Below are 10,784 nucleotides of genomic sequence, written 5' to 3'. Positions count from 1 at the left end.
CACGGAGGCGGCCGGGGTGGCCGGGGCGGAGGCGGCCGGGGTGGCCGAGGCCGGCGCGGGAGCGGAGCCCGTGTCCGCGCCGCCGGGCCCGCACCCCGCCGCCAGAAGCGCCGCCGCCGTCGCGACGACGACGGCCGTCACCCGCGTGTTCCCCATGTCTTCCCCACCCTTGTCGAACGCTCGTGCGGGGAGTGTCACACAGCCGTCCGGGGCCGGGACCGGCGGCCCGGCCCTCCGCACCCGGGCGCCGGGCCGGTGTGAGGCGGCTCGCACCCCGGGGAGCGGCGCGTACGGGCCGGTAGAGTGGGCGCGTCGTCATCATGCCCCGTACGGGGGGAAGCCGGTGCGAATCCGGCACTGACCCGCAACCGTGAGCCGCCTCGTCGCGAGCGCGGCGAGTCGGAACGCCCCGCCCGGGACGTGACGGCCGGCACCCGTCGAGGATTACGGAGCCGGAGCCCGGAGCCGTGAGGCGTACCGGTGACCGGCCGCAGGAGAGGGCCCCATGAACACCGTCCGCCGCGGCGCCGCCGCGCTCGCCGCCGCCGCAGTCGTGCTCGGAGCGGGAGCCACCGGCGTCGCCTCCGCCACGCCGTCGCCGTCCGCGCCGGCCTCCACGAGCGCCGCGGGGAACTCCTCCGGCCTGTACGGCAAGGGCGACCCCACCTATGACGGGGTGTGGCGCCAGTCGCTCGCCTTCCTCGCCCAGCGCGCCACCGGCTACCAGCCCGCCGACCGGGCCGTGGACTGGCTCGTCGCCCAGCAGTGCGCCGACGGGTCCTTCGCCTCCTACCGGGCGGACACCGGCAAGCCGTGCGACGCGAAGACCCTGCGGGACAGCAACGCCACCGCCGTCGCCGTGCAGGCGCTGGCCGCCGTCCGCCGCCAGGCGGCGGACCCGGCCAAGGCCGACAGGGCCGTCAAGGCCGGCACCGCGTGGCTGCGGTCCGCGCAGAACAAGGACGGCGGCTGGAGCTACAGCCCCGGCGGCACCAGCGACGCCAACTCCACGTCGATCGTGGTCAGCGCCCTCGCCGCGACCGGTGTGAAGCCCACCTCCTTCACCTCCGCCACGGGCCGCACCCCCTACGACGCGCTCCTCACCTTCGCCCTCCCCTGCGAGGACGGGACCGGCCCCGGCGCCTTCGCCTACCAGCCGGACAAGGCGGGCAAGCTGCTCGCCAACGCCGACGCGACGGCGGCCGCCGTCCTGGCCGGCCTCGGCAAGGGCGTCGCCGCCACCAAGGCCTCCCCGCCGCAGGCCCCGACCTGCGTCGACCTGCCCGAGCCGACCGCCGAGCGGGCCGCCCTCAACGGCGCCTCGTACCTGGCGAAGGCGCTCGTGAAGACCGGTCACCTGACCACCCCGCCGATGCCGGGCGCGACCGACCCGGCCGAGAAGCCCGACTTCGGCAACACCGCCGACGCCGTCGTCGCGCTGGCCGCCGCCGGTGTCGGCCGGCAGGCCGAGCCCGCGCTCCAGTGGCTGGAGCAGAACTCCGCCGCCTGGGCGAAGGAGAGCGGCCCCGCCGCCTACGCCCAGCTGATCCTCGCCGCCCGCGCCATGGAGGCCGACCCGCGCGACTTCGGCGAGGCCGACCTGGTCGAGCAGCTCAACGCCACCGGCCCGGCCCCCAAGACCCCGGACACCTCCGCCTCCTCCACCAGCGACGACGACGAGGGCGGCTTCGACCTCTGGTGGATCATCGGCATCGGCACGGTCGTCGGCGTCGGCATCGGCTTCCTCCTGAGCGGCCGCAAGAAGTGACCGCGGCCCGCCTGCGGACCCGTGCCCCCGGCCGGACCCGTGCCCCCGGGCGGACCCGTCCCGCCGGCCGCGCCCGTACCCGGACGGCGGGCGCCACGGCCGGGGCGCTCCTCGCGCTCGCCGCGGCGGCCCCCTCGGCCGAGGCCGCCGGATACCGCTACTGGTCCTTCTGGGAGGCCGACGGCGGCCGCTGGACGTACGCCACGCAGGGCCCGGCGACCGCCCGGCCCGCCGACGGCTCCGCGATCGGCTTCCGCTTCGCGGTCAGCACCGACGCGGCCGACGCGGCCCGGCCCTCCACCGCCCCCGACGCCGCCCGGACCTGCCGGCACGTGCCCGAGCGGGAGGGGACGAAGCGGGTCGCGGTCGTCGTCGACTTCGGCGGACCGCAGGACGCCCCGCCCGGCGAGACCCCGCCCCGCGACCTCCCGCGGACCGGCTGCGCGCGGGTCCCGGAGTCGGCGACGGCCGCCGACGCCCTGGCGGCGGTCGTCACGCCGCTGCGGTACGACAGCGCGGCCCTGCTCTGCGGGATCGCCGGCTACCCGGCGAAGGGCTGCGGCGAGCAGGTCGCGGACGCCCCGCCGGCCACCCCCGCCCCGTCCGCGCCCGCGTCCGGGGGGACGGGCACCGCGTCCGCGCCCTCGGGCGGCGGCCCGTCGCTCGGCGTGCTCGTCGGCGGCGCGGCCGTGCTGGCCCTCGGCGGCGCCGCCGTCTGGAAGGCCCGCCGGCGCGGATGACCCCCGCCCGCGGCCCCGGCCGCCGTACCACCCGCACGTCCGAGCCCGGTCCCGGAGGCCGTACCGCCGCCACCGCGAGGCGCGGCGCATTCGCGGCCGCCGGGGCCGGACTCGTGGCCCCGGAGGCGAACCGGTCCAACGCGCTGCACGCCGGAGCGTGGTGGCTGTGGGCGCTCGGCCTCGCCGTCGCCGCCTCCCGCACCACCAACCCGCTCCTCCTCGGCCTCGTCGTCGCCGTCGCGGGCTACGTCGTCGCGGCGCGCCGCACGGACGCGCCCTGGGCCCGCTCGTACGGCGCGTTCGTGAAGCTCGGCCTGTTCGTCGTGCTTCTGCGGGTCGTGTTCTCGCTGGTCCTCGGCTCGCCGATCCCGGGCACGACGACGCTGTTCACGCTGCCCGAGGTGCCCCTGCCCGACTGGGCGCGGGGAGTGCGGATCGGCGGCCGGGTGACGGCCGAGCAGCTGGTCTTCGCCGTGTACGACGGCGCCAAGCTGGCGACCCTGCTGATCTGCGTGGGTGCCGCCAACGCGCTCGCCAACCCGGCGCGGCTGCTGAAGTCGCTGCCGGGCGCCCTGTACGAGGCCGGGGTCGCGGTCGTCGTGGCGATGACCTTCGCCCCGAACCTGGTCGCCGACGTGGTGCGGCTGCGCACCGCCCGCCGGCTGCGGGGCCGGCCCACGGGCGGGGTCCGCGCGGTGCTCCAGATCGGCCTTCCGGTCCTGGAAGGGGCCCTGGAGCGGTCGATCGCCGTGGCCGCCTCCATGGACGCGCGCGGCTACGGCCGTACCGCCCGCGTCCCCGACTCCGTACGCCGCACCACGAACGCGCTGGTCCTCGGCGGTCTCCTCGGCGTGTGCGCCGGTTCGTACGGGCTGCTCGCCGCGGAGGGCGCCGGGTACGGCCTGCCGCTGCTCGGCGCCGGGCTGCTCGCCGCCCTCGCGGGGCTCCGGCTCGGCGGACGCAGGACCGTCCGCACCCGCTACCGGCCCGACCGGTTCGGGCCCCGGTCCTGGCTGGTCGCCGCCTCGGGCGTCACGGTCGCCGTCGCGATGGTCCTCGCCGCCGCCCGCGTACCGGACGCCCTGCGTCCCGGGGTCGTCCCGCTGGAGACACCCGAACTGCCGCTGTGGCCGGCGCTCGCGGTCCTGGCGGGACTGCTGCCCGCGTTCGTCGCCCCCGTACCGAAGGAGGACACGTGATCCGCTTCGAGAACGTCTCCGTCACCTACGAGGGGGCCGCCGCGCCGGCCCTGCGGGACGTGGACCTGACCGTGCCCGAGGGCGAGCTGGTGCTGCTGGTCGGCCCGTCCGGGGTCGGCAAGTCCAGCCTGCTCGGCGCGGTGTCCGGGCTCGTCCCCCACTTCACGGGCGGCACCCTGACCGGCCGGGTCACCGTCGGCGGCCGGGACACCCGCACCCACAAGCCGCGCGAGCTGGCGGACCTGGTGGGCACGGTCGGCCAGGACCCCCTGGCGCACTTCGTCACCGACACGGTGGAGGACGAGCTGGCGTACGGCATGGAGTCCCTCGGGCTCGCGCCGGCCGTGATGCGCCGCCGGGTGGAGGAGACCCTCGACCTGCTCGGCCTGGCCGAGCTGCGGAACCGGCCGATCGCCACGCTCTCCGGCGGCCAGCAGCAGCGGGTCGCGATCGGCTCCGTCCTCACCCCGCACCCTCGGGTCCTCGTCCTCGACGAGCCGACCTCCGCCCTGGACCCCTCGGCGGCCGAGGACGTCCTCGCGGTCCTCCAGCGGCTCGTCCACGACCTGGGCACGACGGTCCTCATGGCGGAACACCGCCTGGAACGGGTCGTCCAGTACGCCGACCAGGTCCTTCTGCTCCCCGACGGCCGCATGGGCCCGCCGGCCGAGATCATGGCCGTCTCGCCGGTCCACCCGCCGGTGGTCGCCCTGGGACGCCTCGCCGGCTGGGACCCGCTCCCGCTGACGGTCCGCGACGCCCGCCGCCGCGCCACCGCCCTCCGCGACCGCCTCGCCGACCGCACCCCGCGGCCGCCGCGCGCGCTCGCGGGGCGGGACGGCGGCGCCGGTGAGGCCGGGGGCGCGGGCGGTGCCGAGGCGGCGGGTCCGTCCGCCGCGTCCCCCGGAAGGGGCTCCGGGCGCCGACCCCTGTTCCGCCGGGCGCGTACCGCCCCGGCGGAGGACACGGCGCCCGGCCCCCTGGTCGACGTGCGCGCCCTGGCCGTCCGGCGCGGGCGGGTCGAGGCGCTGCGCCGGATCGACCTCCGGGTGCGGGCCGGCGAGACGGTCGCCCTGATGGGCCGCAACGGCGCCGGCAAGTCGACCCTCCTCCACACGCTCGTCGGCACGGTCGCCCCCACCTCCGGCGCCGTCCGCGTGGCCGGCCGGACCCCGCACACCACCGATCCGCGCGCCCTGATCCGGCAGGTGGGCCTGGTCCCGCAGGAGCCGCGCGACCTGCTGTACGCGGAGACCGTCGCCGCCGAGTGCGCGGCGGCCGACGCGGACGCGGGCGCCGCCCCCGGCACCTGCCGGGCCCTCGTGGCCGAGCTGCTGCCGGGCGTGACGGACAGCACGCACCCCCGGGACCTGTCGGAGGGGCAGCGGCTCGCGCTCGCCCTGTCCGTCGTCCTGACCGGCCGCCCGCCGCTGCTCCTCCTGGACGAGCCGACCCGCGGTCTGGACTACGCCGCCAAGGCCCGGCTGGTCGCCCACCTCCGTACCCTCGCCGCCGCGGGACACGCGACCGTCCTGGCCACCCACGACGTGGAGCTGACCGCCGAACTCGCCGACCGCGTGGTGATCGTCGCGGGCGGCGAGGTGGTGGCGGACGGCCCGACGGCCGAGGTGGTCGTCTCCTCGCCCGCCTTCTCCCCGCAGGTGGCGAAGGTCCTCGCACCCCGGCCCTGGCTCACGGTCGAACAGGTGGAGGCGGCCCTGTGAGCGCCGGCGCCGCCGCCCGTCCGATCCGGCTGGGTCCGAAGTCGGTCGCGGCCCTGGTGCTGGTGTCCCTGGTCGGCCTGGCCGCCGTCGGCTGGCCGCTGGTGGCCGACGCGGGATCCGCCGTCACCGACCACGCGGCCGACGCGCCCTGGTTCTTCGCCCTGCTGCTGCCGCTGCTCATCGCCGTCGTGGTGGCGACGATCGCGGACTGCGGGATGGACGCCAAGGCGGTGGCCATGCTGGGCGTCCTCGCCGCCGTGGGCGCCGCGCTGCGCCCGCTGGGCGCGGGGACGGCCGGCCTGGAACCGATGTTCTTCCTGATGCTGCTCAGCGGCCGGGTCCTCGGGCCCGGCTTCGGCTTCGTCCTGGGCGCGGTCACCCTCTTCGCCTCCGCGCTCCTGACGGGCGGGGTGGGGCCCTGGATGCCGATGCAGATGATGGCGATGGGCTGGTTCGCCATGGGCGCCGGCCTGCTGCCCGGGCCGGAGCGGATCCGGGGCCGGGGCGAGCTGCTGATGCTCTCGGCGTACGGGGTCGTGGCGGCGTTCGCGTACGGCACGGTCACCAATCTGTACGGGTGGGTGACCGTCGGCGGGGCGGGGCAGGCCATCTCCTTCCGGCCCGGGGACCCGCTGGGCGAGAACCTGGTGCGGTTCCTGGCGTACGTGGTGGCCACCTCCCTCGCCTGGGACCTGGGGCGGGCGGTCCTCACGGTCGTCCTCACGTGGGCGGTGGGCGGGCCGCTGCTGCGGGCGCTGCGACGGGCCACGCGGCGGGCGAACTTCGCGGCCCAGGTCACATTCGAGGGGTCCCGAAGGCCCCTCCCGGGTGAGGCCCCTCATAGGACCCAGGTCACGTACGAGCCGGAATAGTAGACCTGGAGAATCCCCCCAAAACGCCCATATGGGGATCTCACCTGCGGAAACGACCCACCGTCAAGGCGTGAGGCGCCCACCGGAGCACCCCAGGGGGTCCGAACCTTCCTCGTACAGGGGGTCGTTGCACCGGCCCGCCGGGTTTGCTTGTCTGGAGGACGTCGCCAGGCAGCCGGTGCTGATCGCAGCGCCACGGACGGCCGGTTCCCCCCAGTCCCCGGATCTCCCGGGCTCTGGTTCCGGCATGCCGAAAACGCCCGGCGCGACCCATGTCCCCGACGTTAGGTATGACGTTTTGTTCCGCTCGCTCACCACTCGTGTCTCCGCCCGCCAGAAGACCTTCGCCGCCTCCGCAGCCGTGCTGCTCGGCGCGTCCGGTGCGGTGCTGGGCACGACGGGCTCGGCCTCGGCCGCCAGCCCGCAGGAGCTCGCCCGGCAGATCGTGCCCGCCTCGCAGTACGCGTCCTTCAGCAAGATCGTCGCCCACGAGTCCGGCTGGAACCCCGCCGCGACCAACTCCTCCAGCGGCGCCTACGGCCTCGTCCAGGCCCTGCCGGCCTCGAAGATGTCCTCGGCCGGTTCCGACTGGAAGACCAACCCGGCCACCCAGATCAAGTGGGGCCTGAACTACATGAACGAGCGCTACGGCTCCCCGAACGCCGCCTGGGCGTTCTGGCAGGCCAACGGCTGGTACTAAGAAGCACCGCCGGTAGCAGGCAGCTCGACGGGTACCGCGCGGCTCCGCCGGTACCGGGCAGTCCCGCGGCTCACCGCCGCGACCCCGTGGCCCCGCGCCGTACCGGCGCGGCACGTCACCGCGCACGGCCCCGCACCACCGCGGCACGGCAGAGCCGTGCGGCAGTCGGCGCGCCGCCTCCCGGGCGGCGCCGCGACCCCGCAACACCCGGCCGGCCCTCGACGGGTCGGCCCGCGTCCCGCCGGTCCACGAGGCCGGCCCGACATCCCGCCGGTGCACAAGCCCGGCCGCAGCGCGTCCAGCCGGTCCACGAGCCCGGCCGGACATCCCGCCGGTCCCCCACACCCGGTCCGCGCGTCCGCAAGGCCCCGCCCTCCACACCCGGAGGGGCGGGGCCTGCGGCGTTTCCGGGCCCGCCGCCCCGGGCCCGGCCGGCCGGAATCCTTCCTCTTCCCCTCCCGCGGTCTCCTCAGAGCCGCTGGAGGATCGTCGCGGCGGCGAGCGCACCGCCCGCGCCCACGGTGACGAGGGCGAACTCCTTGTCGGCGCGCTCCAGTTCGTGCAGGGCGGTGGTGAGGAGGCGGGCGCCGGTGGCGCCGACGGGGTGGCCGAGCGCGAGCGCGCCACCGTTGACGTTCACCTTCTCCAGACCGTCGAGGTCGTTCCCGAACTCCCGCGCCCAGCCCAGCACCACCGAGGCGAAGACCTCGTCGATCTCCACGAGGTCGATGTCCCGCAGGCTCATCCCGGTCCTGCCGAGCACCGCTCGGGTCGCGTCGACCGGCCCGTCGAGGGGGTGGTGCGGATCGGCGCCGACGAGCGCCCGCGCCACGATGCGGGCGCGGGGCCGCAGCTTGAGGGCGCGGGCCGCGCGCCGGGAGGCCCACAGGAGCGCGGCGGCGCCGTCGGCGGCCGGGGCCGCGCTCCCGGCCGTGTGGATCGCCAGGGGGAAGAGCGGCCTGAGCCGCGCCAGCTCCTCCATGCCGGTGTCGCCCGGCACCTCGTCCCGGTCGACGAGCCGCCCCGGGGTGTGCCCCGCCACCCGCTCCTCCTCGGTGGCGGGGACCCGGACGGGGAAGATCTCGCGCTTGAAGCGTTCCTCGGACCGGGCGAGGGCGGCCCGTTCCCGGGAGAGCAGTCCGAGGGCGTCGGCGTGCTCCCGGGTGAGTCCGCGGCGGCGGGCGATGCGCTCGGCGGCCTCGACCGGGTGGGGCAGGTCGACGTCCCAGCCGTCGGGGAAGGGGCTGCCGGTCCCGGGCCGGGAGCCCGCACCGTCACCGAGCGGCTCGCGGGCACCGGACCCGAACGGGGAGCCGGAGCCGGGTGGTACGCGGGACGTGGACTCGACGCCGCAGGAGACGCCGACGTCGATGACCCCGGCCGCGATCATGTCGGCCACCATGTGGCTCGCCTGCTGCGATGAGCCGCCCTGGGCGTCGACCGTGCTCGCGGCCGTCTCGTACGGGAGCCCCATGGCGAGCCAGGCGGTGCGTGCGGGGTTCCCCGCCTGTTCCCCGGCGAGGGTGGCCGTACCGCCGACGACCTGCTCGACGCAGTCGGCGGGGATGCCGGTGCGGCCGAGGAGTTCGCGGTAGGCCTCCCCCAGGAGACGGGCGGGGTGGAGCCGGGCGAGCGCGCCGCCGCGCCTGCCGAGGGGGGTGCGTACGGCTTCGACGATGACGGGTTCCGCGGGCATGGCCTCGTCCTCTCCTCGGCCCCGGCCGGGAGTGCGGGCATCCGCCGGGCCGGCGCGTCAGGGCGACTGGTACGCGTTCCAGTTTCCCGAGCAGTCTGAGGACTGCTACCGCGGGTACGCAAGGGTCGGGCCGGTGCTGGTTCCCGCCACGCCGGCCCGGACGGCTGGAACGCGTTGCCGTACGGGACCGGCCCGGCGCCGTGTCGCGCCGTCCCTCGGCGCCCGCCCGGCCCCGTACGGAAGCGCCCGGTACGGAAGCGGCCGTACCGCCCGGATCGCCCGTCCTCCCCGCCCCGTACGGAACCGGCCCTTCCCGGCCCGCGTCCGACACCACATGCGGGGGACACACCGAATCCTGACCACACTCGTCGCGCTGCTCGCCTTCCAGCTGCTCGGCACGCTCGTCGTACCGGCGTACGCCTGCGGCTGCGGCGCCATGATCCCGGACCCGGCGGCGCGCATCGGCGTGGACCGCGAGGAGTCCGCCGTCCACTGGGACGGCACCACCGAGACGATCGTCATGCGCTTCCACGTCAGCGGCAACGCCCGGCGCGCCGCCTGGATCATGCCGGTGCCCGGCCGCGCCGACGTCACGCTCGGCGACCCGGACCTCTTCGACCACCTCGAAGACCTCACCGCCCCCGAGCGGCGCGACCGCTTCCACTTCTGGCCGCGCGGCGACGACTGGCCGTTCGACGCGGGCCGCGGCGACGGCGCGGGGGCGGCGGCGCCCGGCGGCGCGGACGGCACCGGGGTCGGTGTCGTCGGACGCGAACGGCTCGGCCCCTTCGACGTGGCCCGGCTGACGGCCACCGACCCGGAGGCCCTCGGCACGTGGCTCCGCACCCACGGGTTCGACCTGCCCGAACGCCTGCCGGGCGCGCTGCGGCCGTACGTCGAGCGGAAGTGGGAGTACGTCGCCGTCCGCCTCGCCCCGGAGAAGGAGAACGCGGTCCTGCGCGGCGAGCTCACCCCGCTGCGGATCGCCTTCGCCTCGTCCGAGCCCGTCTACCCGATGCGCCTCTCGCGCCTCGCGCGGACGCCGCAGTCCCTCGGCCTGTACGTCCTCGCCGACCACCGCATGGAGCCGCGCTCGGCGATCGGCGGCGAGCGCCCCGAGGTGACCTTCGCGGGCCGCGTCGACCGCCCGGAGGGGCCCCTCGCCGGCCTCACCGGAGGCCGCGCCGTCCACCTGACCGCCCTGGAGCAGGGCTTCCCGCGCCCCGAGCGGATCGACGGGGACCACCTTCTGCGGACCGTCGCCGACACGCCGTACCGCCGCGTGGAGTACACCGACCGGCTGCTGACCGTCGCCGGCGGTGTCCCCGTCTGGCTGCTCACCGTGGGCGCCGGCGCGGCGGCCCTCACCGCCGGCGTGCTGCTGCGCGCCCGGCGGAGACGGCGGACTTCGGGGACGAACCGCGGTGTAGCGTCGGCCGCATGACGCACTCTCAGCCCAATCCGCAGTGGTCCGAGGTCGACGCCTATGTCACCGATCTCCTCGCCCCCGCCGACGAGGCGCTGACCGCCGCGCTCGCCGACTCCACGGCCGCGGGCCTGCCCGAGATCGCCGTCGCCCCCAACCAGGGCAAGTTCCTCCACCTCCTGGCGCTCGTCCACGGCGCCCGGAAGATCCTGGAGATCGGCACGCTCGGCGGCTACAGCACCATCTGGCTCGCCCGGGCACTGCCCGCCGACGGCACGCTGACGACCCTGGAGTACGACCCGAAGCACGCCGACGTGGCCCGCGCCAACATCGCCCGCGCCGGCCTGGGCAAGCGGGTCGAGATCCGCACCGGGGCCGCCCTCGACACCCTCCCGCTCCTGGAGCGCGAGGGCGCGGGCCCCTTCGACTTCGTCTTCATCGACGCCGACAAGGTCAACAACCCGCACTACGTCTCCTGGGCGCTGAAGCTGAGCCGCCCGGGCAGCCTGATCGTCGTGGACAACGTCGTACGCGGCGGCAAGGTCGCCACCCCGCACCCGGACGACCCGGCGATCACCGGCACCCGCGAGATGTTCGACCTCGTCGCCCGCGAACCGCGCCTCGACGCGACCGCCCTCCAGACGGTCGGCACGAAGGGA

9 protein-coding genes and 1 riboswitch are annotated in these 10,784 nt (G+C 76.5%); of the genes, 8 read left to right on the top strand and 1 reads right to left on the bottom strand.

Translation table 11 applies throughout. The features are described from left to right. The first annotated feature begins 333 nt into the window (after positions 1-333). A riboswitch (cobalamin riboswitch) is annotated at positions 334-410 on the top strand. Positions 411-505: 95 nt separating this feature from the next. The 6 genes from RIF68_RS14370 (at position 506) to RIF68_RS14340 (ending at position 7,003) form a co-directional block, all read left to right on the top strand. After that, positions 506-1,768, top strand: a complete 1,263-nt coding sequence (locus RIF68_RS14370; RefSeq protein ID WP_309051624.1) for a prenyltransferase/squalene oxidase repeat-containing protein — start codon at positions 506-508, stop codon at positions 1,766-1,768. Continuing rightward, positions 1,765-2,508, top strand: a complete 744-nt coding sequence (locus RIF68_RS14365; protein ID WP_375165699.1) for an SCO2322 family protein — start codon at positions 1,765-1,767, stop codon at positions 2,506-2,508. The genes RIF68_RS14370 and RIF68_RS14365 overlap by 4 nt, the downstream gene beginning before the upstream one ends. Continuing rightward, positions 2,505-3,707 (top strand): energy-coupling factor transporter transmembrane protein EcfT, encoded by a 1,203-nt coding sequence (locus tag RIF68_RS14355; protein WP_309051623.1) that lies wholly within the window; start codon positions 2,505-2,507, stop codon positions 3,705-3,707. The genes RIF68_RS14365 and RIF68_RS14355 overlap by 4 nt, the downstream gene beginning before the upstream one ends. Continuing rightward, complete coding sequence (locus RIF68_RS14350) at positions 3,704-5,431, top strand: ATP-binding cassette domain-containing protein (RefSeq protein WP_309051622.1); 1,728 nt, start codon at positions 3,704-3,706, stop codon at positions 5,429-5,431. The genes RIF68_RS14355 and RIF68_RS14350 overlap by 4 nt, the downstream gene beginning before the upstream one ends. Beyond that, on the top strand, positions 5,428-6,303 hold the full coding sequence (locus tag RIF68_RS14345) for an ECF transporter S component (protein WP_309051621.1): 876 nt from the start codon (positions 5,428-5,430) through the stop codon (positions 6,301-6,303). Before RIF68_RS14350 ends, RIF68_RS14345 begins: the two co-directional genes overlap by 4 nt. 298 nt (positions 6,304-6,601) lie before the next feature. Beyond that, a complete protein-coding gene (locus tag RIF68_RS14340; RefSeq protein ID WP_309051625.1) occupies positions 6,602-7,003 on the top strand; it encodes a transglycosylase SLT domain-containing protein in 402 nt (133 codons plus the stop codon). Between the two features lie 469 nt (positions 7,004-7,472). On the opposite strand, the gene RIF68_RS14335 is transcribed toward RIF68_RS14340, so the two are convergent. Then, entirely contained in the window at positions 7,473-8,699 is a 1,227-nt protein-coding gene (locus RIF68_RS14335) for a steroid 3-ketoacyl-CoA thiolase (protein WP_309051620.1), read from the bottom strand. A 334-nt stretch (positions 8,700-9,033) separates the two neighbouring features. On the opposite strand from RIF68_RS14335, the gene RIF68_RS14330 reads away from it, so the two are divergent. Both RIF68_RS14330 and RIF68_RS14325 read left to right on the top strand, forming a co-directional pair. Further along, a complete protein-coding gene (locus RIF68_RS14330; RefSeq protein WP_309051619.1) occupies positions 9,034-10,143 on the top strand; it encodes a DUF2330 domain-containing protein in 1,110 nt (369 codons plus the stop codon). Beyond that, positions 10,140-10,784: O-methyltransferase (locus RIF68_RS14325; protein WP_309051618.1), on the top strand; the 645-nt coding region annotated here is incomplete at its 3' end. The genes RIF68_RS14330 and RIF68_RS14325, both read left to right, overlap by 4 nt.

The sequence above is a fragment of the Streptomyces sp. genome (genome assembly GCF_031178505.1).
Classification (GTDB): domain Bacteria; phylum Actinomycetota; class Actinomycetes; order Streptomycetales; family Streptomycetaceae; genus Streptomyces; species Streptomyces gulbargensis.
Note: the sequence above shows the minus strand (reverse complement) of the source record. Positions and strands in the feature narration are given on the sequence as shown.

Excerpts from the sequence above, each read along its gene's own strand:
- RIF68_RS14370 (WP_309051624.1), top strand. The coding sequence starts at position 506 with ATGAACACCGTCCGCCGCGGCGCCGCCGCGCTCGCCGCCGCCGCAGTC.
- RIF68_RS14355 (WP_309051623.1), top strand. The coding sequence starts at position 2,505 with ATGACCCCCGCCCGCGGCCCCGGCCGCCGTACCACCCGCACGTCCGAG.
- RIF68_RS14335 (WP_309051620.1), bottom strand. The coding sequence starts at position 8,699 with ATGCCCGCGGAACCCGTCATCGTCGAAGCCGTACGCACCCCCCTCGGC.
- RIF68_RS14330 (WP_309051619.1), top strand. The coding sequence starts at position 9,034 with ATGCGGGGGACACACCGAATCCTGACCACACTCGTCGCGCTGCTCGCC.